This is a genomic window from Qipengyuania sp. R86523, assembly GCF_044596365.1.
GTDB classification, from domain to species: Bacteria; Pseudomonadota; Alphaproteobacteria; order Sphingomonadales; family Sphingomonadaceae; genus Qipengyuania; species Qipengyuania citrea.
In genome coordinates this window covers 1,386,671-1,409,329 of record NZ_CP138997.1, presented here as the reverse complement: position 1 = coordinate 1,409,329, position 22,659 = coordinate 1,386,671, and the positions used below count along the sequence as shown (strand labels likewise).

Sequence of the window (22,659 nt, the reverse complement as noted above, 5' to 3'; positions counted from 1 at the left end):
ACCCCGGCAGACACGAAGTCAGCCCTCGAGGCGGGCGAGAACCTCGTACCCCAGAACCGCCGCGGCTACGGCCGCATTGAGGCTGTCGGCGCGGCCCTTCATCGGCATGGTCACGCGCAAGTCGCAAGCCATTTCGTACGGTTCCGGCAATCCGCGCAATTCGTTGCCCACCATGACGAAGCAGGGTGCGGCATAAGGCGCCCCGCGATACGGCTGTGCATCGCGCAGGCTGGCCGCGACCAGCTGGCCTGGCGCGCCGCGCAGCCAGGGTTCGAATTCGTCCCACCGCGCCTGCGCGACCCGCTGCGTGAAGATCGCGCCCATGCTGGCACGCACCGCTTCGACGCTGAAGGGATCGGCGCAATCGTCGATCAGGATCAACCCGCCGGCGCCGATCGCATCGCCGGTGCGCAGCATGGTGCCCAGATTGCCGGGATCGCGCAGCGCCTGCGCCACCAGCCAGATCTCTGCCGTCTCCCGCTCGATCGCTTCCAGCGCAGTGCCGAATTCGGCAAACACCCCGGCCACGGCCTGCGGGTTTTCCTTGCCGGTGATCTTGGCGAGGATGTCGGGCGTGGTCTCGATGATCTCGCCGCCCGCTGCGGCGACCGATGCCTCGAGTGCGGCGAGCAGCGGGTGCGGTTCGCGGCGGTCGGCCAGCACCAGCACTTCGGGTACATGGCCGCATTCGCGGGCATCGGTCAGCAACCGCAGCCCTTCGGCGAGGAACCGGCCCGCGGCCTTGCGATGCTTCTTCTCGCGCAGTGCGCGCAAAGCCTTGACGGTGGGATTGGAAAAGCCGGTGATGTGGCGACGCTCTACCGTCACGTCACGGTTCCCCGAAACCATCCTCGACCATGGCGGCGAGGTTCTCGATCACCGGTTCGGCATCCTCGCCGGTCACGATGATCTCGATCATATCGCCCTTGGCGGCGCCCAGCATCATCAAGCCGAGGATCGATCCGCCGGCAGCCTCGTGGTCGCCCTTGGCGACACGGACCGAACAGCCCTCGGGCAGCTCGGCGACCGCATTGACGAACTTCGCGCTCGCGCGGGCGTGCAGCCCGCGCTGGTTGACCACCTCGACGCTGCGGCGCTGCTCGCTCAACAGGCTTTCCGCGCGCTGGCGAGGTCCTGGCCGAGGAACTCGCTGGCCACCGTGATGTAATTGCGCCCGGCGGTCTGCGCGGCGTTGACCGCATCGACCACATTCATGCTCTTGCGCGCGCCGGCGAGGCGGATGAGCATCGGCAGGTTGATCCCCGCAATCACTTCGACACGCCCCGTGTCGAGCAGCGAAATCGCGAGGTTGGACGGGGTGCCGCCGAACAGGTCGGTCAGGATGATCGCGCCCTGGCCCTGGTCGACCGTGCGAATGGCATCGGCGATATCGGCGCGGCGTTGCTCCATATCGTCATTGGGACCGATACAGATCGTGGCGACGCCTTCCTGCTTGCCCACCACATGCTCCATCGCATCGATGAAATGGTCGGCCAGGCGGCCGTGGGTGACGAGGATCATGCCGATCATGCAGCTTCAGTTCCGTTTGCGATGCCCGAAATTGTATCTGCGAGGCGCTTAACCATTCCTTGGCCCCCGGTCTATCCGCGTTCGAGCGGGTCGGCCGGGCGTGAACCAAGATTGCGGTGTATAACCGTGGGCGAAAATCCCGCTTCGCGCAAGACCGCGGCCGCGCGTTCCGCACTGAAGACGGACCGGTGTCTCCCCCCGGTACAGCCGAAGGCGATGTTGAGGTAGCTGCGCCCCTGGCTCGCATAATGCGGCAGCGCTTCGAGCAGCAGGTCGATGATCCGGCTGAAAACGGGTTCGAAGGCAGGATCGGCGAGGATGTGTTCGCCCACCGGGGCATCGAGCCCGGTCTGTTCGCGCAGCCCCGGGGCCCAGTGGGGATTGTCGAGGAACCGCATGTCGAACAGCAGGTCGGCCAGCGGCGGGATCCCGCGCGAGAAGCCGAAGCTGGTTACGGTCACGGCCATCGTCTGATCCGCCCGGTCGGCGAACCGTTCGCGCACGACCTGCTGCAGGTGGTTGGTCGAATAGTCGGTTGTGTCGATCACCATATCGGCCCAGCGGCGCAGCGGTTCGAGCAGTTCGCGTTCGGCCTTGATGCCGTCCATCGCGGTGCGGCCGCGCGCCATCGGGTGCGGGCGGCGTGTCTCGTTGTAGCGCCGTTCGAGTTCGCCGCTGCCGCAGTCGACGAACATGGTGGTCACTTCGACGTCGTCGCGCTCGTCGAACTTCTTGAACTGTTCGATGACCTTCGACGGCACGAAACCGCGGGTCCGCGAATTGACACCGATCGCGAGGCGCGAATTGTCCGCCTTGGCGCCGACCAGCCGGCCGAGCAGCCGGATGGGAAAATTGTCGATCGTTTCCCATCCGAGATCCTCGAGCACCTGCAGCGCGGTCGATTTTCCCGCGCCCGAAACGCCGGTGACGAGGAGGATGTGCTGCACGGGAAGCGATTCGTCGGCCATGGGCGCCGTGCCTATGCGCTTTCGCCGGGTTTGGGGAGGGGGAGACCGTGTTCACGCAGCGCGTGTTCGGCGCGCAGGGCCTGCGCCGCATCGCCCGGCGCGAAGGGCAGCACGGGGATTGCAACGCCTGCGATCGTGCGCGTGGCGATTTCGAGCGGGAACCTCGCCGCCCCCGGATCGAGGGCGAGCACCAGCGCGACCGGGCCTTCGCCCACCGGCAGTTCGATCACGCCGACATTGCGCACTTCGACCAGCCCGGCGGTGTTGGGCGGAGGCGATCCGTGCAGCCGGTCGCCGCGGCGCGCGATGGTGACGGCATCGTCGCCCACCAGCACCGCGCCGCGATCGATCAGCGCCAGCGCCAGCGCGGACTTGCCGGCGCCCGGCGGGCCTTCGATCAGCAGGACCTGTCCGTCCACGACCACTGCGGTCACATTGGCGAGGACCTGCGCGCTCATCGCTTTTTAGGCAGGCCGAGTTCGAGGCACGCGCCGCTCTGGCCGTCTCTCCGCGACGTCGCCAGCAGCGTGCCGTCATGCGCTTCGGCGATGGTCCGCGCGATGGCGAGGCCCAGGCCCGAATGGTTGCCGAAGTCTTCTTCTGCCGGGCGATCCGAATGGAAGCGCTGGAACACTTTCTCGCGCTTTTCCTCGGGGATGCCCGGTCCCTCGTCGCAGATGGTCAGCGCGATCCAGTCCTCGCGCTGCACGATGTCGGCCCAGATCCGCCCGCCCGGCGGTGAAAAGGACACGGCATTGTCGAGCAGGTTCTGGATCACCCGCTCGAGCCGGACGGGGACGCCCATGACCCTCGCCGGGCGGTCGGCGCCGGATATCTCGAGCTGACGCCCTTCGTTCTCGTCCCGCGCGGCGCGGTTTTCGGCGATGGTGCACAGCAGCTGCGCGAGGTCGACCGGTTCGAACTCGGTGCGAGACATCTCCGCGTCGATCCGGCTGGCATCGGAAATCTCGGTGACCAGCCGGTCGATCCGGCGGACGTCATGCGTCGCGATCTCGAGCAATTGCGCGCGCAGCGCCGGGTCTTCGACCTTGCCCAGCGATTCGGTGGCGCTGCGCAGCGATGCCAGCGGGTTCTTGATTTCATGCGCGACGTCGGCGGCGAAATGTTCGACCGCGTCGATCCGCTGGCGCAGCGCAGCGGTCATGTCGGAGATCGAGCGCGCGAGCATGCCGATTTCGTCGCGTCGCTGCGGCAGTCGCGGCACTTCGACCTGCCGGTCGCGCCCCTGCCGCACGCGCACCGCGGCCTGCACCAGTTCGCGCAGGGGCCGCACGATCGTCTGCGCGAGGAACAGCGACAGCAGGGTCGAGATAACCAGCGCCAGCAGCACGATCAGCGCTACCGTCGAACGCGCCTGCCGCACGCTTTCGGTGATATCGACCGGATTGCGCGTGAGCAGCAGCGTGTCTCCCTCCAGCCCCACCGGCGCGGCGGCATTGATCACATGCGTCCCGTCGGGGGCATCGCGCAGCACGATCTGCGTGAGGCTGTCTTCGCGCGCGCGGGTCAGTTCGGGCCAGTCGGCGGCGTCATCGGTTTCGGGCTCGACGTAATCGGGCAGCGAGGGCGCACCGACCACGCGGTCGAACCAGCGGTCGAGCTGCAAGGCGAAGGCATCCTGGTCGACCTCCTTGGCCTGCGGCAGCGTGAAGCTGGGCGGGGCGAGCCTGAAACTGTCGGCTTCGAGCTTCCCGTCGGGGCCGTAGACGCGCAGGCGCAGCCGCTGTTCCTTGCCGATCTGGATCAGTAGTGCTTCCTGCCGCTGCGGGGTCGCCCCGGCCAGCGCTTCGGCAGTGATCTGGGCTTCGACGAGGGCCAGCTTGAAGCGTTCGTCGAGCAATTGCTTGCGATAGGCGTCGACATAGATGACCCCGCCGCCAAGCAGCACCAGCGGCAGGACATTGACGAACAGGATGCGGCTGGTGAGCGACAGGCGGCGCGACCAGCGCAGCTTCTCGATCCGCGGATCGCCTTTGAGGACACTGCCGGTTTCGGACATGGCGGGCGTCCGGATCAACCTTCGTTGAAACTGTAGCCTGCGCCGTACAGCGTCTCGATCGCGGAAAAGTCCGGGTCGACGCTGCGGAACTTGCGGCGCATGCGCTTGATATGGCTGTCGACCGTGCGGTCGTCGACGAAGACATCGTCGGGATAGGCGGCATCCATCAGCTGGTTGCGGCTCTTGATCACGCCGGGGCGTGCCGCGAGCGCTTCGAGCAGGAGGAATTCAGTCACCGTCAGCGACACCGGTTCGCCGTCCCATGTGGCATGGTGGCGGGCAGGGTCCATGAACAGCCGCCCGCGTTCGAGCACTTCGCCGGGCTTGTCGTCGAACTGTTCCGACAACAGCAGCGGGTGATCGCCGCCGCTGCGGCGCAGGATCGCGCGAATGCGGGCCAGCAGCAGGCGCAGGCTGAACGGCTTGGCGATGTAATCGTCCGCGCCCATTTCGAAACCGGCCTGCTCGTCGGTCTCGTCATCCTTGCTGGTCAGGAAGATGACCGGCAGCGGCGATTGTTCGCGCAGCCGGCGCAGCAATTCCATCCCGTCCATCTTGGGCATCTTGATATCGAAGATCGCCAGATCGGGCGGGTTCGACAGCAGGGCGCCCAGCGCGGCTTCGCCATCCGAATAGACGCGCGTGTCGAAGCCTTCGGCCTGCAGCGCGATCGAGACGGTGGTAAGGATGTTGCGATCATCGTCGACCAGCGCGATGACGGTGCGGTTTTCGTCGCCCCTGGGGGCCGTTTCTGCGCCGGTGACTTCCATCGTTCGGACCTAGCCGCAATGCCCGGGCAAGACAACGCGGCGCGAATTCTTCGCCGCTACTCGCGATGCGGGCGCCGGTTTGACGTCGAGGCCGGGGATGACTATTGCCTGCCAGGAACCTCACGCATTCGTATGCGCGAGCGATTCCCGGACGAACCCGCATCCCGCGCTGGAGAATTCAGTGACCTTTTCGCTTTCCCATTCGCTTGCCGACCAGGGCATCGAGACTTCCGCCACCATCCATCCCAACCTGACTTCGGAAGAGCTGACCGCCGCCGCGCTGGAGCGCAGCGAGGGCCGCCGTGCCAAGGACGGTCCGCTGGTGGTCGAAACGGGCAAGCACACGGGCCGCAGCGCGAAGGACAAGTTCATCGTCCGCAACGCCGAAACCGAAGACACCGTATGGTGGGACAACAATGCCTCGATGACGCCGGCGCATTTCGCCGCGCTCAAGGAAGATTTCCTCAAGGCGGTGGCGGACAAGGGCGAGCTTTTCGTCGCCGACCTGTTCGGCGGCTCGCAGCCCGAGCACCGGGTCAATGTCCGGGTGATCAACGAGCTGGCGTGGCATAACCAGTTCATCCGCACGCTGCTGGTACGTCCGACCGAAGCCGAGCTCGACGGTTTCGTGCCCGAATACACCATCATCGACCTGCCCAGCTTCCAGGCCGACCCCGAACGCCACGGGACGCGCAGCGAGACCGTGATCGCGGTCAATCTCGAAGAGAAGCTGATCCTGATCGGCGGCACCAAATATGCCGGCGAGATGAAGAAGAGCGTCTTCGGCATTCTCAACTACCTGCTGCCCGCCAAGGGCGTGATGCCGATGCACTGCAGCGCCAACATCGGCCCCGACGGCAAGACCGCGGTGTTCTTCGGCCTGTCGGGCACCGGCAAGACCACGCTGTCGGCCGATGCCAGCCGCACGCTGATCGGCGATGACGAGCATGGCTGGTCGGATACGGCGGTCTTCAACTTCGAAGGCGGTTGCTACGCCAAGATGATCCGCCTCAATCCCGAGGCCGAGCCGGAAATCTACGCCACCACCAAGATGGAAGGCACCGTGCTCGAAAACGTCGTGATGAACGATGCGGGCGAAATCGATCTCGACGACAGCAGCCTCGCGGAGAACACCCGCGGCGCCTATCCGCTGTCGTCGATACCGAACACCAGCGAAAAGAACCTCGGCCCGGTCCCGTCGAACGTAATCATGCTGACCGCCGATGCTTTCGGCGTGCTGCCTCCGATCGCGCGGCTCACGCCCGACCAGGCGATGTATTATTTCCTGTCGGGTTACACCGCCAAGGTCGCGGGCACCGAAATCGGCGTGACCGAACCGGAAGCGACTTTCAGCACCTGCTTCGGCGCACCCTTCATGCCGCGCCACCCCAGCGTTTACGGCAACCTGCTCAAAGAACGCATCGCCAAGGGCGGGGTGCAGTGCTGGCTGGTCAACACCGGCTGGACCGGTGGCAAGTACGGTACCGGCAGCCGCATGCCGATCAAGGCCACCCGCGCATTGCTCAACGCCGCGCTCGACGGGTCGCTCAACGACGCCGAATTCCGCAAGGACCCCAACTTCGGTTTCGAAGTGCCGGTTGCGGTCGCGGGCGTCGATACGGGCATTCTCGACCCGCGGTCGACATGGACCGACAAGGACGAATACGATCGCACCGCGACCAAGCTGGTGCAGCTTTTCGTCGACAACTTCGAACCCTTCGCAGCGCATGTCGACCAGGGCGTGCGCGACGCAGCGCCGAGCAAATCGGTCGCTGCCTGATCCGGATACACCCCGCTTGGGGGTGAACGAGTTGGAGAGGAGACCCCCGGCCGCGGCGACGCGGACCGGGGGCTTTAATTTGCGGCGGCGCAGGCGCGCGCAAGAACGCGAGCGCCTGGGCGGGTTGGTGCCTTGCTCAGTGCAGCTTGGCGCGGATGCCGTGCGAACGCCTCCGCCGGCGCATTACTCTGGCCGATCCGCCTCGTCGCCATCCTCTGCCTGCTGCGCTTCCTTCTCGGCCACGGACCTGGCGGTGGAGCTCAGGGCCCGGGTCAGATCGACAATCGGCCGCCGCCGCCACGGCGTGCCTTCTTCGGCGTTCTCCAGCTGGTCGAGCAGCACCTGCGCCTGCCGAGCAGCGCTGCCACCATGCGGGTTGGCTGCGACCGGTGTGAGATACTGGCGCGCGGCCGCGATATTGCCGATCTTCGCATGCATCAGCGCCGCATTGACTGCGAGGCCGTGATCGAACGGCGCAAGCTGCGCCGCGCGGTCGAGCGCGTGCCTGGCGGTCTCGCTGGGCTCCTCTCCGCGCTCGGCGAAGCTGCGATAGTAATGGATCAGCGGTAGCGGGTGGTCATTCTCCAGTCGGTTGAGCGCCGTGAAGGGCTTCATCGCTTGCTTGTAGGCCGCAGTTTCGTCCTCGGCGTCCGCGGCCTGGGCGAACAATGCGTAGCCCTTCTGGACATAAGCGTTCTTGCGCGCCGGATCGATCGCGATCGCCGCATCGGCCGCTGCGATGGCGGCATCAAGATTGCCCGCGTCGTATTCGGCTTCCGCCAAGGCCGCCAGCACACCCGCGTCTCGCGGATAGTCCGCCGCAACCTCGCGCACATCGGGGAGCAGTTCGAGCGCCTCTTCACGGCCGACACCACGCTGCGAACGGATACGTAGCGGCATCATTTCGGCCTCGCCATCCGACAGGCGGCGGACCGTCACCGGATTGGTCGGCAGCATATGGGCCGGCAATGTGTACACCTTCATCCGCCGCTGAGCGATATAGCGATCCAGATCCTTCTGCAGCGCATCCAGATCGCCGAACGCCGCCACTGCCGCCTCGGTCTGTTCGGAGCCCGCCATTATCAGACGGAGGTATTCGGTCATTTGCCCGGCACGATCCTTGGCAAAATAGAGGTAGTGAAACAGCGCCCATGCGCGGCCATAGTAGGCGTCGAAGCGGCGGCTTTTGTTTTTCGCATACAGTTCGGGATCGATCAGCTCGTGAACGCTGACGTCGTTGGCAAGGTAGAGTTCTGCAGCGCGGTGATAGGCTGGGCGACCGATCGCGATCCCGCCATCGTTATCGAATTTTGCCGAGGCATAGAATTCCGCTGCCCCTTCATTGACCCAGCGCGGCAGTGCGCTCGATGTGCGCGACATGAGATAGTGATGCGCGTATTCGTGTAGCAGGATGGTGACCGAGATGTCGGTCTCGCGCCCACGCATGCTGATCCTGGGCACGAACGCACGCGAAGATCCCGCGCGCGGAATATAGAAGCCCGCCACATTGTTCGATTTGTCGCTGGCCAGCTTGCGGATTCTGCCCTCGCTGCCGACGACGAAAATGGTCAGCCGGTTGGACGGGCTGGGGACCGTGTTCTCGCGCATCTGAAGCACGTTGAGCGCCGCATGATAGCGCTCCAGCGCTTCCGCGAATTCCTGCAAGTCCTGCCAGCGATCATCGGCATAGATAACAAAATGATCCGATTCGGCGACATGCCAGTCGGCCTGTGCAGGCATGGCGAAAGATAGCGCTGCGATGGCAGCGACAAGTCTGAACATGGTTGCGACCCCCTGTCGTGTTGTTGCTGCCGTTAGCCTAGCGGCAGGGGGCCGCATTTCCATGACAAATGCGTCAGCTGCGTGCTGCCGCGATATAGCGGTCGACGTTCTTTTCGAGCACATCCATCGGTACGTTGCCGCCGAGCACGACCGCGTCGTTGAACGCCTTGAATTCATAGGCCTGGCCCAGTTCGCGCTGCGCCCGTGCGCGCTGGTCGACGATACGGCTGTGTCCCAGCTTGTAGCCGGTCGCCTGCCCCGGCCAGCTGCAATAGCGATCGACCTCGCTCTCGACCTCCGCGGGCTTGCTGCCATTGCGCGTGACGAAGAAATCGACCGCCTTCGCGCGGCTCCAGCCCTTGGCGTGCAGCCCGGTGTCCACCACCATGCGGCAGGCGCGGAAGGCGAGGCTTTGCAGATAGCCCAGCCGGCCGACCTCGAACCCGTCATAGGCGCCCAGTTCGTCGGCGATCTGCTCGCCATAGAGCGCCCAGCCTTCGCTGAACGGGTTGAAGGCGAGAATCGAGCGGATCAGCGGCAGCCGGTTGGAGTATTCGCCTTCCCAGACGTGGCCCGGGATTGTCTCGTGATAGGTGAGATCGGCGAGGTCGTATTTGCGGTGCAGATCGGTGGTGCGCAAATTGATCCAGAACCGCCCGGGGATGCTGCCGTCCTTGCTGCCCGCGCCGCCATAGGCGCCCGGCGCGCCGACTTCTTCGGCCGGCGGGATGCGGCGCACTTCCATGTTCGGATCGACCAGCGTGTTGAAGGCGCGCGGCATCTGCGCCTTGATCCACTCGACCCGCTCGGCGATGAAATCCATGATCTCGGTGCGGCCCGGATCGCCCTCGGCGAACTTGTAACGTGGATCCTGCGACAGCGCCTGCATGCGCTCGCCCACCGAACCGCTGGTATAGCCGATGCTGCGCAGGATCGGGTCCATGCGCGCGTGGAGCGCGGCGAGTTCGTCCAGCCCCTGCTCGTGCACCTCGTCGGGCGTCAGCCGCGTGGTGGTGCTCGAACGCAGGGCCCAGGCGTAAAATTCGTCGCCGCGCGGACGCGCGGACATGCCCGGCGCATCGCTGGCGACCGCGCGTTCGGCGCGCAATTCCTCGAGCTGCCGCGTCAGCGCTTCGGCAATCGGTCCGGCTTCGAGGATCGCCGCGCGATTGGCGTGGCTTTCGGGCATGCCCGCGGCCTGCAGCTTGCTGCGCAGATCGGCGGCGAACAGTTCGCCCTTGCCCGCGCTGGCGATGGTCTGCTGCATCTGCCCGATCGCCTTGTCGAGCAGGAAGGCAGGCGGCACTACGCCCATGGCGCGCGCCGCGCTGATGCGCGCCAGTTCGCCGTCGAAGGTGGCGGGCATCGCCTCCATCCGTTCGATATAGGCGTCGGCATCGTCGCCGTTCTCGACCTTGTGGTTCGACTGCATGAAGCGCGGCAGCGCCAGATATTCGCCGACGTTCTGGATCACGACATAGGGCGCGGTGCGCCAGTTGCCGACGGGCGTATCGCCATAGGGCAGGGCAAAGCCGTCGAGCGCGAGATCATAGGCGCTTTCGACCACGTCGAGGCTGGTCAGGGTTTCGCTGTCTAGCCCCTCGCGCGGGAAGGAGCGGACATGCGCGAGGTCCTGCCGCAGGGTTGCGGCATAGGCCTGCTGGCCGGCGGGCGACTGGTCTTCGAGCCGGCCGCGCAGATAGGCATGGCGGCCCGTGTCGACGCCCAGTGCGGTCGCCCGCTCGGGTTCGTGTTCGAGCAGGTTGTACCCCACGACTTCGAGCAGGCGCTGCGCCCCGATGACGCGCGCCTGCGCAATCGCTTCGGGACGCGCGCTGGCGGCGCATCCGGAAAGCGCCAGGGCGGAAGTGGCGCCAAGCCCTGCGAGGGCCTGGCGACGGGTGATGGAAAGGCTGGTCTGGGTCATGCGCGAAGGTGTGCTGCCCGCGCGCAAGCCTGTCAAATCAATCGCGGAATTCGGCAGGTACCTGGCCGCCATTGGCGCCGAGTTCGTTCATCACGCGGCGGTGCAGCCAGACATTGTCTTCGGCGCTGCCGGTGTAATCCACGCGGCCCAGCTCGCCGGCCAGCGCCTTGCGGCTCTCGTAATCGGAATCCACCCCGATCAGTTTCATCAGGTCGACGATCGACGTGCGCCAGTTGAGGCGGTCGGCCCCGGGCATGTTGTCGAGATTGCTCTCGATATCGACCATCGGGCGGGCCTTCGGCTCGACCACCGGCGCGTCGGCCCAGGCATTTCCGGTCGGCTTGGGCCGGGGCGTTTCCTGCGCCTCGGCATCGCTGCCGAAAATCGCGTCCTTGATCCTGCCGAAAATGCTCATCGTGCCGTCTCCTTTGCTATTGCGAACGGGCCAGTCCCCGGCCTGTTCCGCGGTGACGGCGTGCAGTGGCGGCTTGCAGTAGAGTGGGGGCGGGGTATGGAACCGCCATGCTCGATGCCGTCCTCTCGATTACCGTCCTCGCTGCCATCCTGCTGGTGATCGGCGCGATCTTCCTGTGGCGGCGGACGGGGGCAACGAGGAACGCGCTGCTGATGGTGCTCCTCGCCGTGGTCGCGCTGGCGAATGTGGCGATCTGGGTGCTGCCCGACGCGGGAGGCGACGCCCCGCTCGACAAGCTCGAGCAGGGCTCCCGCTAAACAGTCGCGGCTATTCGGGCAGCTGCCACAGGACCGCGCCGTCGTAACGGCCGGCGACTGCCTCGCCGCCGGCACCGCGCGCGGGTTCGAACCGGGCGCGCTTTGCCACCAACTGGCAGGTCGCCGTATCGAGTTGCGCATGACCGGTGGACCCGGTCACGGTGCATCCGGTCACGCGCCCGTTCGCGGCAATCTCCAGCCTGAAGCGCGCCAGCCCGGTCATTTCGCGCCGCATCCATGCGGGGCGATAATCGGCAGCCGAAAGCCAGGCGGCAGGATCGTTGCGCGGCTTGGCGGCGACGGGATCGAAGCCGGGCACCGCGCCGGGTTTGGGCAAGTCGAGCCCGAGGCCCTGGCGCGGGCTCGGCAGCGGGGGGATGATCAGCGGGGCGGTTTCGAAGCGCGGCTCGGCAATCACCAGATCGCGCGCGGGCTTGGGCGCATGGATCACGGTATCGGTCGGCTGCGCGGGCCTTGGCTCGGCCGGCTCGGGCGGTTTCGGGGGCGGCGGCGCGACCGGAATGTTGGTCGCCCCGATCCTGGTGACGATATCGGGCACCGTGCCGGTAACCGTCAGTCCCGCGACGAGGATCGCGCCGATCGCGGCATGAAGCCCGATCACCGCGGCCATGCTGGCAGGCGAGGGCCGGTGGCTGTGGTCGACATAGGACATGATGTTGCTCCTCTTCCATTGCGGAAGGCTTGACCGCCTTCTCATGAAGAGAATGTTACAACATAACGACCGTGCGCCAAGCGGTTTCGCGTTGCATTACGCAACCTTAGCCGTTTCGAAGGCAGGGTGCGGCCCGTCTCGAGGCCGCCGGGATCACTTGATCGGGCAGCTCGGATCGAGGCGGAAGTCGAGGTAGTTGTCGACCGACTTCATCAACTCTTCCTGCTCGTTTTCGAAGAAGTGGTTTGCGCGCGGGATTTCTTCGTGATGCACGGTGATGTGCTTCTGCGTGCGCAGTTTCTCGACCAGCTTGGTGACCGCCTGCGGCTGCACGACCGTGTCCTGCGCGCCGTGAACGAAGATGCCGCTCGCGGGGCAGGGCGCGAGGAAGGAGAAGTCGTACATGCTCGCCGGTGCGCCGATCGACAGCCAGCCGCGAATTTCGGGGCGCCGCATCAGCAGTTGCATGCCGATCAGCGCGCCGAAGCTGACCCCGGCAACCCAGGTGACCTGTGCTTCGGGGTGAACCTGCTGGACCCAGTCGAGCGCGCTTGCCGCATCGGACAGTTCGCCCACGCCATTGTCGAAGCTGCCCTGGCTGCGCCCGACGCCGCGAAAGTTGAAGCGCAGCGTGGCGAAGCCGCGGTTGACGAAGGTCTTGTACAGACGCTGCGTGATCTGTTCGTTCATCGTCCCGCCGCCCTGCGGGTGCGGGTGCAGGATCATCGCCACCGGAGCGCGCGGGCGCGGGGCGGGAGAGAAACGGCCTTCGAGGCGGCCTTCGGGGCCGGGAAAGATCACGGTCGGCATGGGAGGTGTACCCTAAGCAAATGTCGAAGCGCTTGCGCCGGATAAGGCTTTGCGCGAGGTCGCGCGCTATATAGGGTTTGTCCATCAAATCGCAATCATTTCGAGCACGTACCATCGCGAACCGCATCTATCTCGATCACGCCGCCACCACCCCGCTGCACCCCGCGGCGCATGCGGCGATGGAGGAGGGGCTGGCGCACTGGGCCAATCCCTCGAGCCCGCACGCCGAAGGGCGCAAGGCACGCCGCTTGCTGGAAGATGCGCGCGAGCGCGTGCAGAATTCGCTGGGCTGGGACGGCGAGGTCATCTTCACTTCGGGCGCAAGCGAGGCGGCAGCGCTGGCGCTGGGCCATGCCAAGGCGGGCGCGCGGCTCGTCAGCACGGTCGAACACGATTGCATCCTCCAGGCCGCACCGCAGGCGGAGCAATTGCCCGTCCTGGGCCACGGCGCGGTCGACCACGAAAACCTCGCCGAAGCGGTGCGGCGCGAACGACCGCTGGTGGCGGCCCAGCACGTCAATTCGGAAACCGGCAACCGTCAGGACCTCGCTGCCATCGCCGCGATCACCCATAGCGAGGGCGGTCTGCTGCTGGCCGATTGCGCGCAAAGCGCGGGCAAGTTCGATCTGCCGCCGTGCGACATGGCGATCGTCTCGGCGCACAAGTTCGGCGGGCCGATCGGCAGCGGGGCACTGCTGGTGAAGGATTATGCCATGCTCGAACCCTCGGGCGGGCAGGAACGCGGCTACCGGCGCGGGACCGAGAACATGCCTGCCGCGCTGGGCATGGCTGCCGTGCTCGAAGCCTGCGCCGATCGCTATCTCGCACCCGACGTGCTCGAACCGCTCGATGCGCTGGCAGGAGAATGCCGCCGCATCGGCGGGACATGGCTGTCCGATCGGCTGGCGGATCCGACCCGCTACGTCCGCGCGATTGCCATGCCCGCGATGAGCGCCACTGCGCAGGTCATGCGGTTCGACATGGCGGGCATCGCGGTCAGCCAGGGATCGGCCTGTTCGAGCGGGACGATGAAGACCAGCCGCGTGCTCGAGGCGATGGCGCTCGATCCGGCGATCGCCGCCAACACCATCCGCGTGTCCTTCGGCTGGAACACCACCCGCGCCGAGGTGGAACGCTTTTGTGCGGTCTGGCTTGAACTGGCAGATGCCTAGCCCGGGCCGTCCCTGCAGCGAAACGCAGGCCCGGCGGGGCCTGCGCAAGGACATCCGGGCTCGCTTCGCTTTGTCCGCAATCACTGTATGAGACCGCAATGATCTACCTCGATTACCAGGCCACCACCCCGCTTGCGCCCGAAGCGCGCGACGCGATGATGCGCTGGCTGGACGGGCCGGGCGGGACCGGTTTCGGCAATCCGCACAGCCCGCATCGCATGGGACGGCAGGCCAAGGCCGCGGTCGAAATGGCGCGCGACCAGGTTGCCGCGCTGTTCCCCGCGGGCGGGAAGGTAATCTTCACCAGCGGCGCGACCGAGGCGATCAACCTGGCAATCCGCGGCAGCGGAACGCAAGGCACGGTATCGGTGTCGGCGATCGAACACGCCGCGGTGCTCGACACCGCGCGCGATGCCGGGGCCTGCCATGTCCTCAATGTTGCCAGGGACGGGCAGTGCAACACCCGGCAGGACCTGCCCGCAGATACGCGGCTGGTCTGCCTGATGCAGGTCAACAACGAGATCGGGACCATCCAGCCAACGGTCGAATGGCACCGCAAGGCGAAGGAGAACAACGCGCTGTATTTCTGTGATGCGGTGCAGGCCTATGGCAAGATCGAAGTGACCGGCGCCGACATGATCGCGGTTTCGGCGCACAAGTTCCACGGCCCCAAGGGGGTTGGCGCGCTGTGGGTGCGCGACGGGGTCGACCTGCACGAAGTCCAGACCGGGGGCGGTCAGGAATTCGGGCTGCGTTCGGGCACGGTGTCCCCCGCGCTGGTCGCCGGTATGGGCGCTGCCGCCGCCGAGGCGCGCGACCGGATGGCGCAGGATGCCGACCATGTCGAGGCACTGTGGCACCGCGCGTGCGAACTGTTCGACGGCTGGGAGTTCAACGGCAGCGAGGACGCGCGCTGGCACGGCAATCTCAACATCCGCCGCGACGGGCTCGATGTGAACCGGCTGATGAGCGACGTGCGCGACGTGATGTTTTCCGCCGGGTCCGCCTGTGCCAGCGGATCGGGCCGCACCAGCCATGTGCTCGAGGCGATCGGCTGTTCGAAGGCGCAGGCCAAGTCGTCGATCCGGCTCGGCTTCGGGCGCTACACCACCATGGAAGAGATCGAGGAAGCGGCCGGCAAGATCAACGCCGCGGCAAAGGAGCAGGGACTGTGAAGGTCGAGTTCGAAACCGCCCGCGGCGAAACGGTGACAGCCGAGGCGCAGCCGGGCGACAATCTGCTGCGCGTTGCGCAGGCGGCAGGCCTGCCACTGGAAGGGACCTGCGAAGGCCAGATGGCCTGTTCGACCTGCCATGTGATCGTTGCGGACGAATGGTTCGCGCGGCTGGACGCGGCCAGCGAGGAAGAAGAGGACATGCTCGACCTGGCAGCGGGCGTTGCGCGGACCAGCCGGCTGTCGTGCCAGATCGATCTCGCGCCCGACCTCGATGGCCTGAAAGTGCGGCTACCTGCCGAAAGCTACGACATGAGCCGCTAACCCAAGCGCACGCTTGGGCCTGCGCCTCCTTGCGCAGGGCGTCCTACCCCTGTGCTTCCTCTGCGCGCGTCAGGTCCATCCGCACTTCGCGTTCGCGCGGGAAATAGGCGGGGGCCGGTTCGCGGTCCGCCCCTGCATCGAGTTCGGAGGCCACCTGCAACATCCGTTCGCGCAGGCGGCAGTGCATCGCCCAGCCGCACTTCGGATCGGCCGCGCGGGCCATGAAGCGCACCGTCATTGCGCGCGCATTCTGCGCCACGACTTCGCACTGGGCATCGCCCGGATCGACCACGTCCTCGTCATTCTCCACGAAGTCGCGAAACGGCTGGCGCAAGGCGTCGACATCGGCCCGGTTGTCGAGTTCGAGTTCGACATGCATCATCAGGCTGGCGTCTTCCTTGGTCCAGTTTTCGAAGCTGTCATTGGTGAAATCGCTGACCGGTGCGATCAGGCGGCGTTCGTCCCAGGTGCGCAGGCGCAGGTGGGTGAAACCGATCTTCTCGACATAGCACCATTGCCCGTCATAACGGATTGCATCGCCGATGCGGGCGGTCTGGGCAAAGGCGATCTGGACGCTGGCCATGATGTCGCCCAGCACCTTGCGCGCGGCAAAGGCCAGCACGAGGCCCAGGATGCCCGCCGATGCCATGATGGAAAAGCCCAGCGTGCTCGACAGATTGCTCGCGACCAGCAGGAAGCCGATCCCCGCCAGCAGAATCATCACCGTGATGATGCGGCGGATCGCGCTCATCTTGGTGTAGAAATTGCGATCGGCGTTGTTGTCCGGCGCTTCGAGTTCGTCGGTACGCTGCGAAGTGGCGAAATCGAACAGCGCTTCGATAACCGACAGCGCGATCCCGATGATCGCGGCGATGATCAGCACCAGCTGCAGCGGGTCGAGCAGGTCCTTCACCGGCCCCGACAGGCGGAAGAAGGAGAGGCGGACTAGCGCGAAAGTCCCCGCGAAGGCCAGCAGGGTCGCGGGCAGGTGGATCGCTTGGAGCACGCCGTAGAGCTTGGAATCCTCGTCCTGCCGGCGGCGCAGCCGGCTGATCGCGAGATAGGTCAGCGCAGCAGCCAGCGCGCCCGCGAACAGGATCAGCGGCAGCGCAATCACTTCCCACCAGGCGAGCGTCCAGAACGCCTGCTCGCGCAGCGCCGGCGGCAGGCTCTTCTCGAACTTGCTGGGGCCGTAGACCGCATAGAGCGCGGGAACATTCTCCACCGTCTGGCGGCTGAACACCCACACCGGTTCGCCGCCCGGGGCCTGCACACGCGCCAGCCGGATCGGGACCGTGCGGTTGGACAGTTCCAGCTGGCCGATGGTGAGCGAACGCCGCGCGACCCCGGACATCGGGTCCTTCGAAGTCGTGGTGGTGTCGACTGCATCGGGGCGGTCGGGCAGGGTGGCCCAGTCGAACGCGACCGAGCGGTGCATCAGGTCGTAAAGCTGCGCGGTCAGCTGTTCGGGCTGCCGCTCTGCCGGGTCGACATTGGCCAGGTCCAGCGCCGCGCCCGCGCGGGCCCAGTCTTCCTTCTCGCCCGCGCGCATGAAGCTTTCCATCAGCCCCATCGGCGTATCGAGATCGAGCGGGGTCTGTGCGGACCCGGCCGCGTTCTGCAGCTGCTCGACCTGGTAGACGAAGGGTTCGGAATCGGACGCGACCGTGCGACCCGACTGCGCGGCGGCCTGGACGGCAAACAGCGCGCAGATCAGCGTGACGAGGGCGCGAGTGAAGCTGATGTGATGTTTCCCCATGCGGCCCCAATGCATCACGCGCGCGATCGGTCCCGGCAAACAAAACCCCGCTGCGCGAACGCAGCGGGGCCATGCTGTTGATATCGGATGGTTTTAGGCGGCTTGGAGCTGCTCGTCGGCGACGCTTTCGCCCAGCATCTCGATCAGTGCCTTGCTGAAGGCGGGAATGTCGCCGGGGTTGCGGCTGGTGATGAGCTTGCCGTCCTGCGCAACTTCCTGGTCGACCACATTGGCACCGGCATTCGTGAGGTCGGTGCGGATCGAAGGCCAGCTGGTGACGGTCTTGCCCTTCACCACATCGGCTTCGGCCAGCAGCCAGGGCGCATGGCAGATCGCGGCGATCGGCTTATCGGCCATCGCGAACTCGCGCACGATTGCCACGGCGCGTTCGTTCATCCGCAGGATGTCGGGGTTGATCTGGCCACCGGGGAGCAGCAGCGCGTCATAGCCTTCGCAATTGGCGACATTGTCGACCGTCTTGTCGACCGCGACGCTTTCGCCCCAGTCCTTGTCGTCCCAGCCGCGGATCGAACCTTCCTCGAGGCTGACGACCTCGGTTTCGATACCGGCCTTCTCGAGATTGGCTTTCGGCTTCATCAGTTCCGACTGTTCGAAGCCATCGGTGGCGAGGATCATTACGCGCTTTGTCATAGGTAAACTCCGTGATTTGGTGTTGCCCATGCAACGCGTGGGGAAAGCGCACCGTTCCGTGCTTCTAGGCGGGCCGTGGCGGTGATAGGGCAGATCGCATGGCCGCCAACGACACCACTCTCGACAGCGAGAAAGACCCCTTCGACGCGATCGTCGATGCGCCCTTCGACAGTGCGCTTTCGGAACGCTATCTCGTCTATGCGCTCTCCACCATCACTGCCCGGTCGCTGCCCGACTTGCGCGACGGGCTGAAGCCGGTCCACCGCCGGCTGCTGTGGACCATGCGCCAGCTCAAGCTCGATCCCTCCAGCGGCTTCAAGAAATCGGCGCGCGTGGTGGGCGAGGTGATCGGCAAGTACCACCCGCATGGCGACACCGCGGCCTATGACGCGATGGTCCGCCTCGCGCAGGATTTCTCGCTGCGGTATCCGCTGGTCGAAGGGCAGGGCAATTTCGGTAATATCGACGGCGATAACGCCGCTGCCTACCGCTATACCGAAGCGCGCCTGACGAAGACCGCGATGCGGCTGATGGAAGGCCTCGACGCGGGCACGGTCGATTTCATCCCGACCTACAACAACGAGGAAGAAGAGCCGGAGATCATGCCCGGCCTGTTCCCCAACCTGCTGGCCAATGGTGCCAGCGGCATCGCAGTGGGCATGGCGACCAATATCCCGAGCCACAACGTGGCCGAGATCGTCGATGCCACGCTCGAGGTGATCGACAATCCGCATGTCGAACACGCGCGGCTGATGGAACTGTTCAAGGGCCCCGATTTCGCCACCGGCGGGATCGTCGCCGAAAGCGCGGCTACAGTCGCCAATGCCTATGAAACCGGGCGCGGCAGCTTCCGCGTCCGCGGGCGCTTCCATGCCGCCGAAGCCGAGAAGGCCGAGGATCGCGAAGCGGGTATCGAACGCACCGGCGGTGGCCAGTGGCAGTTGGTGATCAGCGAGATCCCCTACCAGGTACCCAAGGGCAAGCTGATCGAGCAGATCGCCGCTGCGATTGGCGACAGGAAGCTGCCGATCCTCGAGGATGTGCGCGACGAAAGCGACGAGCAGATTCGCATCGTGCTGGTCCCGCGCAGCCGCAATGTCGATCCCGACCTGCTCAAGGAAAGCCTCTACAAGCTGACCGATATGGAAACGCGGTTCGGGCTCAACCTCAACGTGCTCGACGCCAGCCGCACGCCGATGGTGATGGGGCTGAAGGAACTGCTGACTAATTGGATCGGCAGCCAGATCGACATCCTGCAGCGGCGCAGCCAGCACCGGCTCGACCAGATCGCGCGGCGGCTGGAACTGGTCGAAGGCTATATCACCGCCTTTCTCAACCTCGACCGGGTGATCGAGATCATCCGTTACGAGGATGAGCCCAAGGCGGTGATGATGGAAGAGTTCAGCCTCACCGACCGGCAGGCGGAAGCCATCCTCAACATGCGGCTGCGGTCCCTGCGCAAGCTGGAAGAGATGGAACTGCGCGGCGAGAAGGACGAATTGCTCAAGGAACAGGACGGGCTCGAGAAACTGCTTTCCAGCCCCGCGCGCCAGCGTACGCGGCTGAAGCGCGAGCTGGGCGCCCTGCGCAAGGAATACGGCCCCGATACCGCGCTGGGCCGCCGCCGGACGTCGATCGAGGAAGCCGCCCCCGCAGTCGAATTCAGCATGGACGCGATGATCGAGAAGGAACCGGTCACGGTTATCCTGTCGCAGAAGGGCTGGGTGCGCGGCGCCAAGGGGCACCTGCCGCTGGACCAGGAATTCAAATACAAGGAAGGCGACGGCCCCGGCTATGTGCTGCATGCGCAGACCACCGACAAGCTGCTGCTGGCGACCGACAAGGGCCGGTTCTTCACGCTGGGCGCGGACAAGCTGCCCGGCGCGCGCGGTTTCGGCGAACCGGTGCGCAACACGCTGGATATCGATGCCAGCGCCCAGATCGTCGCGGTGATCGTCCACCGGCCCGGCCAGCGACTGCTGTTGGCCGCCGATACCGGGAAGGGCTTCGGCGCGACGACCGACGACCTGCTGGCCGAAACCCGCAAGGGCCGGCAAGTGGTCAATCTGAAGGGCGATGCCCGGCTGGCGGTGGCGCGGGTGATTGACGCGGCGCATGATCACGTCGCCGTGGTCGGCGACAATCGCAAGCTGGTGGTCTTCAACCTCGAGGAACTGCCGCAATTGTCGCGCGGGCAGGGCGTGACGCTGCAACGGTACCGCGATGGCGGCTTGTCCGACGCGATCACCTTCACGCTCGACGAAGGGCTGAGCTGGACGATGGGCGGCAAGGAAGGCCGCACCCGCACCGAAGGCGAGATGTGGCAGTGGAAGGTCGCGCGCGGCGGGGCCGGGCGGATGCCGCCGCAAGGCTTCCCGCGGGGCAATACGTTCGATTGAGGTTGGTCGAGTGCCGCAAGCTGGCGGCGGACGCCGCTAGCGCAAGCAGAAAAGACCCATCCAACAAAAAGCCGGAGACGATCGCTCGTCCCCGGCCTTGTTGCGACCCGGTAAGGGCTACGGAATTATTCGCCGGTGCTTTCGGCAGCCGGAGCCGATGCGGCCATGGCGGCATCGATCTGTTCGTTGGTCAGCAGCGCCATCAGGCTGCCGTCGGGGGCCGCAGCGAAATGTTCGCGCAGCAGCGTGATCTTGTTAGCTTCGTCACCGCCGCGGGCGATGATGACATTGTCGCCTTCGATCTCGAGCACGGTGCCGAGCGGGGCGTTCTTGGCAGTCACGGCTTCGGCGCCGACAACCAGCGCGGCGTCGCGCTTGGCCATGGCTTCCTGCTGCGCAGCCTGCAGCATGCCGACGATCTGCGCCTTGGTGGCGTTCAGCGTCGCGCCGTTTTCACCGGTGCCGAAAGCGGCAGCGGGAACCGGGGCCTTCATGCCGTTGACCACAAGGATGGCGGTTTCGCCGTCCACGGTTTCGACCGTGCCGATTTCTGCGCCGTCATTGCCGTAAACGGTGGTGCCGGCAGCGACGCTGGCTGCAGCTTCCTGGGCGACGGCCACGCCGGGGGCGACCGCGGCGGTGGTGGTGAGGGCGGCAGCGGCAAGGGCCAGCTTCGCGATTTTCATACTGCAACTCCAAGGCTTGTTTTGTGGATTACGCGGTTCTCCCACACGCGAGACGCGCGATCGAACCGATCAAACTGGAAAGAGCTGGCGAGAACGGGGTCCTGCGCCATCGGTAATTCCCCGCGGGGGAACCGGGACTCTATTTCACGGTCGGCTTTTTTTTGCAACCGCGTGGCCCTTATGCTGCAATGCAGCTTAAGCCAGGCTGAAGTCGCCGCGGGGCCCGCGTTCAGCTGCCCGCCAGTGCCCGGTCGAGCAGCTCTTCCACCCGCGCGCGCGGCGGGAAGCGTTCTTCCACCCACAGCGCCTCGACCTCCTGCAGGATCCGCGCGACCTCGGGGCCCTTGGCGACCCCGCGCGCGACAATCTCGCCGCCCTTGAGCGGGAAGGCGGGCGCCTGCCAGCCAAGCATGGGTGCCGGATCGGCGCCCGTTATCAGCAGCCGGTCGAGCGCGCAGTCGGTGCCCACGCGGTAGGCGAGGCCGCGCGGATGTGCGCCGTCCTGCGCGCTGCGACGAGCGACGCAGACCAGCCGGTCGCGCTGCTTGCGCGACAGGCGCAGTCGGGCGGCAACGGCTTCGGCGACGGGAACGATCGGCGGCAGCAGCGCGGCGAGGCGGCGCATCGGGTCGGCCGGGATGCCAGCGCTATCTTCGGCTGCGATCAGCCGGACGAGCTGGTCGATCTCGCGGGCGCCGCATTCCGGCAGCACTTCGGGCAGGATACCCAGTTCACGCATGCGCGCCGCAGTGGGTGCCGGGTTTGGCAGCGCCAGCAGGTTCTGCAGCTCCCACCCCACGCGTTCGCGGCTCAGCCCCTTCAGCGTCGGGGCGAGCGCGGCGCAGGCGGCACTGGCTTCGGCGTCCCAGTCGTCACCGAAGCGCGTGGCGAAGCGGAAATAGCGCAGGATCCGCAGGTGGTCCTCGCGGATGCGGGTTTCGGCATCGCCGATGAAGCGCACGCGGCGTGCAGCCAGATCTCCCAGCCCGCCGAAATAGTCGTCGATCGCCAGCGTTGCGGGATGCGCGTAGAGCGCATTGATGGTGAAGTCGCGCCGCGCGGCATCATCCTTCCATTCACCGCTGAAGGCGATCGTCGCGCGCCGGCCATCGGTCTCGACATCGCGCCTCAGCGTGGTGATCTCGACATTGCCGTCATCGAATATGGCGGTCACCGTGCCGTGGTCGATCCCGGTCGGGATCGTGCGGATGCCGGCAGCCTTGCAGCGGTCGATCACGGCGGCGGGCAAGTGGCGCGTCGCGGCATCGATATCGTTGCTGGCGTGGCCCAGCAGCGTATCGCGCACGCAGCCGCCCACCCAGCGGATATCCTCCGCGCCCAGCGCCGCCACCAGCCGGGCGAGGCTGTCGCGCCGGGTCCATTCGGCTTGGGGCAGGTGCGTGGTGGTCACTTACGTATCCGTTCGAGGCTGGCCGGCTCGCGGCGTGGTGTGCGCGCCGATTAGGTCATGCACGGCGCGGCGACAAGCGCGCGGCGCGACG

22 protein-coding genes are annotated in these 22,659 nt (G+C 66.1%); 6 read left to right on the top strand and 16 right to left on the bottom strand.

Annotated elements, in window-relative coordinates; all coding sequences use genetic code 11:
- Positions 1-18 precede the first annotated feature (18 nt).
- From SJY12_RS07005 to SJY12_RS06975, 7 genes are all read right to left on the bottom strand, one after another.
- Positions 19-828, bottom strand: a complete 810-nt coding sequence (locus SJY12_RS07005; RefSeq protein ID WP_397504884.1) for a TrmH family RNA methyltransferase — start codon at positions 826-828, stop codon at positions 19-21.
- A gap of 1 nt (position 829) precedes the next feature.
- Positions 830-1,108, bottom strand: a complete 279-nt coding sequence (locus SJY12_RS07000; protein WP_050599847.1) for an HPr family phosphocarrier protein — start codon at positions 1,106-1,108, stop codon at positions 830-832.
- Positions 1,105-1,530: a PTS sugar transporter subunit IIA gene (locus SJY12_RS06995; protein WP_050599846.1), complete on the bottom strand. Its 426-nt coding sequence runs from the start codon at positions 1,528-1,530 to the stop codon at positions 1,105-1,107. The genes SJY12_RS07000 and SJY12_RS06995 overlap by 4 nt, the downstream gene beginning before the upstream one ends.
- A gap of 71 nt (positions 1,531-1,601) precedes the next feature.
- The gene (rapZ, locus tag SJY12_RS06990; protein WP_397504883.1) at positions 1,602-2,498 is read right to left on the bottom strand and encodes an RNase adapter RapZ; all 897 of its coding nucleotides are present in this window, start codon (positions 2,496-2,498) and stop codon (positions 1,602-1,604) included.
- A gap of 11 nt (positions 2,499-2,509) precedes the next feature.
- Complete coding sequence (locus SJY12_RS06985; protein WP_397504882.1) at positions 2,510-2,956, bottom strand: HPr kinase/phosphorylase; 447 nt, start codon at positions 2,954-2,956, stop codon at positions 2,510-2,512.
- Positions 2,953-4,518 (bottom strand): stimulus-sensing domain-containing protein, encoded by a 1,566-nt coding sequence (locus tag SJY12_RS06980; protein WP_397504881.1) that lies wholly within the window; start codon positions 4,516-4,518, stop codon positions 2,953-2,955. The genes SJY12_RS06985 and SJY12_RS06980 overlap by 4 nt, the downstream gene beginning before the upstream one ends.
- A gap of 14 nt (positions 4,519-4,532) precedes the next feature.
- Entirely contained in the window at positions 4,533-5,288 is a 756-nt protein-coding gene (locus SJY12_RS06975; RefSeq protein ID WP_050599842.1) for a response regulator transcription factor, read from the bottom strand.
- Between the two features lie 181 nt (positions 5,289-5,469).
- Between SJY12_RS06975 and SJY12_RS06970 the strand changes: the two genes are divergently transcribed.
- Positions 5,470-7,068, top strand: coding sequence for a phosphoenolpyruvate carboxykinase (locus tag SJY12_RS06970; protein WP_397504879.1), 1,599 nt, complete (start codon positions 5,470-5,472; stop codon positions 7,066-7,068).
- A 183-nt stretch (positions 7,069-7,251) separates the two neighbouring features.
- Here SJY12_RS06970 and SJY12_RS06965 read toward each other — a convergent pair whose 3' ends face one another.
- The 3 genes from SJY12_RS06965 to SJY12_RS06955 all read right to left on the bottom strand — a co-directional run bounded on the left by SJY12_RS06965 (position 7,252) and on the right by SJY12_RS06955 (position 11,192).
- Positions 7,252-8,850, bottom strand: coding sequence for a DUF1570 domain-containing protein (locus SJY12_RS06965; RefSeq protein WP_397504878.1), 1,599 nt, complete (start codon positions 8,848-8,850; stop codon positions 7,252-7,254).
- A gap of 73 nt (positions 8,851-8,923) precedes the next feature.
- Positions 8,924-10,777, bottom strand: a complete 1,854-nt coding sequence (locus SJY12_RS06960) for a DUF885 domain-containing protein (RefSeq protein ID WP_397504877.1) — start codon at positions 10,775-10,777, stop codon at positions 8,924-8,926.
- A 37-nt stretch (positions 10,778-10,814) separates the two neighbouring features.
- The gene (locus SJY12_RS06955; protein WP_230833868.1) at positions 10,815-11,192 is read right to left on the bottom strand and encodes a DUF3597 domain-containing protein; all 378 of its coding nucleotides are present in this window, start codon (positions 11,190-11,192) and stop codon (positions 10,815-10,817) included.
- A gap of 107 nt (positions 11,193-11,299) precedes the next feature.
- On the opposite strand from SJY12_RS06955, the gene SJY12_RS06950 reads away from it, so the two are divergent.
- Positions 11,300-11,509 (top strand): hypothetical protein, encoded by a 210-nt coding sequence (locus SJY12_RS06950; protein WP_050599838.1) that lies wholly within the window; start codon positions 11,300-11,302, stop codon positions 11,507-11,509.
- Between the two features lie 10 nt (positions 11,510-11,519).
- On the opposite strand, the gene SJY12_RS06945 is transcribed toward SJY12_RS06950, so the two are convergent.
- Positions 11,520-12,182 carry a TonB family protein gene (locus SJY12_RS06945; RefSeq protein WP_397504876.1) on the bottom strand — a complete coding sequence of 221 codons (663 nt, stop codon included), beginning with the start codon at positions 12,180-12,182 and terminating at the stop codon, positions 11,520-11,522.
- 153 nt (positions 12,183-12,335) lie between these two features.
- The gene (locus tag SJY12_RS06940) at positions 12,336-12,992 is read right to left on the bottom strand and encodes an alpha/beta hydrolase (protein ID WP_050599836.1); all 657 of its coding nucleotides are present in this window, start codon (positions 12,990-12,992) and stop codon (positions 12,336-12,338) included.
- Positions 12,993-13,069: 77 nt separating this feature from the next.
- Here SJY12_RS06940 and SJY12_RS06935 point away from each other — a divergent pair, with 77 nt between their 5' ends.
- The 3 genes from SJY12_RS06935 to SJY12_RS06925 all read left to right on the top strand — a co-directional run bounded on the left by SJY12_RS06935 (position 13,070) and on the right by SJY12_RS06925 (position 15,662).
- Positions 13,070-14,164: a cysteine desulfurase family protein gene (locus tag SJY12_RS06935; protein ID WP_397504875.1), complete on the top strand. Its 1,095-nt coding sequence runs from the start codon at positions 13,070-13,072 to the stop codon at positions 14,162-14,164.
- A 98-nt stretch (positions 14,165-14,262) separates the two neighbouring features.
- Positions 14,263-15,339 carry a cysteine desulfurase family protein gene (locus tag SJY12_RS06930; RefSeq protein ID WP_063505423.1) on the top strand — a complete coding sequence of 359 codons (1,077 nt, stop codon included), beginning with the start codon at positions 14,263-14,265 and terminating at the stop codon, positions 15,337-15,339.
- Positions 15,336-15,662: a 2Fe-2S iron-sulfur cluster-binding protein gene (locus tag SJY12_RS06925; RefSeq protein WP_050599834.1), complete on the top strand. Its 327-nt coding sequence runs from the start codon at positions 15,336-15,338 to the stop codon at positions 15,660-15,662. Before SJY12_RS06930 ends, SJY12_RS06925 begins: the two co-directional genes overlap by 4 nt.
- Before the next feature lie 43 nt (positions 15,663-15,705).
- Here SJY12_RS06925 and SJY12_RS06920 read toward each other — a convergent pair whose 3' ends face one another.
- Both SJY12_RS06920 and SJY12_RS06915 read right to left on the bottom strand, forming a co-directional pair.
- A complete protein-coding gene (locus SJY12_RS06920) occupies positions 15,706-17,421 on the bottom strand; it encodes a mechanosensitive ion channel family protein (RefSeq protein ID WP_397504873.1) in 1,716 nt (571 codons plus the stop codon).
- Between the two features lie 93 nt (positions 17,422-17,514).
- On the bottom strand, positions 17,515-18,072 hold the full coding sequence (locus SJY12_RS06915; protein ID WP_397504872.1) for a type 1 glutamine amidotransferase domain-containing protein: 558 nt from the start codon (positions 18,070-18,072) through the stop codon (positions 17,515-17,517).
- Between the two features lie 98 nt (positions 18,073-18,170).
- Between SJY12_RS06915 and parC the strand changes: the two genes are divergently transcribed.
- Complete coding sequence (gene parC, locus SJY12_RS06910; RefSeq protein ID WP_397504870.1) at positions 18,171-20,471, top strand: DNA topoisomerase IV subunit A; 2,301 nt, start codon at positions 18,171-18,173, stop codon at positions 20,469-20,471.
- 125 nt (positions 20,472-20,596) lie between these two features.
- On the opposite strand, the gene SJY12_RS06905 is transcribed toward parC, so the two are convergent.
- Entirely contained in the window at positions 20,597-21,157 is a 561-nt protein-coding gene (locus tag SJY12_RS06905; RefSeq protein ID WP_397504869.1) for a hypothetical protein, read from the bottom strand.
- A 229-nt stretch (positions 21,158-21,386) separates the two neighbouring features.
- Positions 21,387-22,568 carry a CCA tRNA nucleotidyltransferase gene (locus SJY12_RS06900; protein WP_397504868.1) on the bottom strand — a complete coding sequence of 394 codons (1,182 nt, stop codon included), beginning with the start codon at positions 22,566-22,568 and terminating at the stop codon, positions 21,387-21,389.
- Between the last annotated feature and the right edge of the window lie 91 nt (positions 22,569-22,659).

Bases quoted from the DNA above. Each gene is read 5' to 3' on its own strand.
- SJY12_RS06995 (WP_050599846.1), bottom strand. From the start codon at position 1,530: ATGATCGGCATGATCCTCGTCACCCACGGCCGCCTGGCCGACCATTTC.
- rapZ (WP_397504883.1), bottom strand. From the start codon at position 2,498: ATGGCCGACGAATCGCTTCCCGTGCAGCACATCCTCCTCGTCACCGGC.
- SJY12_RS06985 (WP_397504882.1), bottom strand. From the start codon at position 2,956: ATGAGCGCGCAGGTCCTCGCCAATGTGACCGCAGTGGTCGTGGACGGA.
- SJY12_RS06980 (WP_397504881.1), bottom strand. From the start codon at position 4,518: ATGTCCGAAACCGGCAGTGTCCTCAAAGGCGATCCGCGGATCGAGAAG.
- SJY12_RS06975 (WP_050599842.1), bottom strand. From the start codon at position 5,288: ATGGAAGTCACCGGCGCAGAAACGGCCCCCAGGGGCGACGAAAACCGC.
- SJY12_RS06965 (WP_397504878.1), bottom strand. From the start codon at position 8,850: ATGTTCAGACTTGTCGCTGCCATCGCAGCGCTATCTTTCGCCATGCCT.
- SJY12_RS06960 (WP_397504877.1), bottom strand. From the start codon at position 10,777: ATGACCCAGACCAGCCTTTCCATCACCCGTCGCCAGGCCCTCGCAGGG.
- SJY12_RS06955 (WP_230833868.1), bottom strand. From the start codon at position 11,192: ATGAGCATTTTCGGCAGGATCAAGGACGCGATTTTCGGCAGCGATGCC.
- SJY12_RS06950 (WP_050599838.1), top strand. From the start codon at position 11,300: ATGCTCGATGCCGTCCTCTCGATTACCGTCCTCGCTGCCATCCTGCTG.
- SJY12_RS06945 (WP_397504876.1), bottom strand. From the start codon at position 12,182: ATGTCCTATGTCGACCACAGCCACCGGCCCTCGCCTGCCAGCATGGCC.
- SJY12_RS06940 (WP_050599836.1), bottom strand. From the start codon at position 12,992: ATGCCGACCGTGATCTTTCCCGGCCCCGAAGGCCGCCTCGAAGGCCGT.
- SJY12_RS06930 (WP_063505423.1), top strand. From the start codon at position 14,263: ATGATCTACCTCGATTACCAGGCCACCACCCCGCTTGCGCCCGAAGCG.
- SJY12_RS06920 (WP_397504873.1), bottom strand. From the start codon at position 17,421: ATGGGGAAACATCACATCAGCTTCACTCGCGCCCTCGTCACGCTGATC.
- SJY12_RS06915 (WP_397504872.1), bottom strand. From the start codon at position 18,072: ATGACAAAGCGCGTAATGATCCTCGCCACCGATGGCTTCGAACAGTCG.
- parC (WP_397504870.1), top strand. From the start codon at position 18,171: ATGGCCGCCAACGACACCACTCTCGACAGCGAGAAAGACCCCTTCGAC.
- SJY12_RS06905 (WP_397504869.1), bottom strand. From the start codon at position 21,157: ATGAAAATCGCGAAGCTGGCCCTTGCCGCTGCCGCCCTCACCACCACC.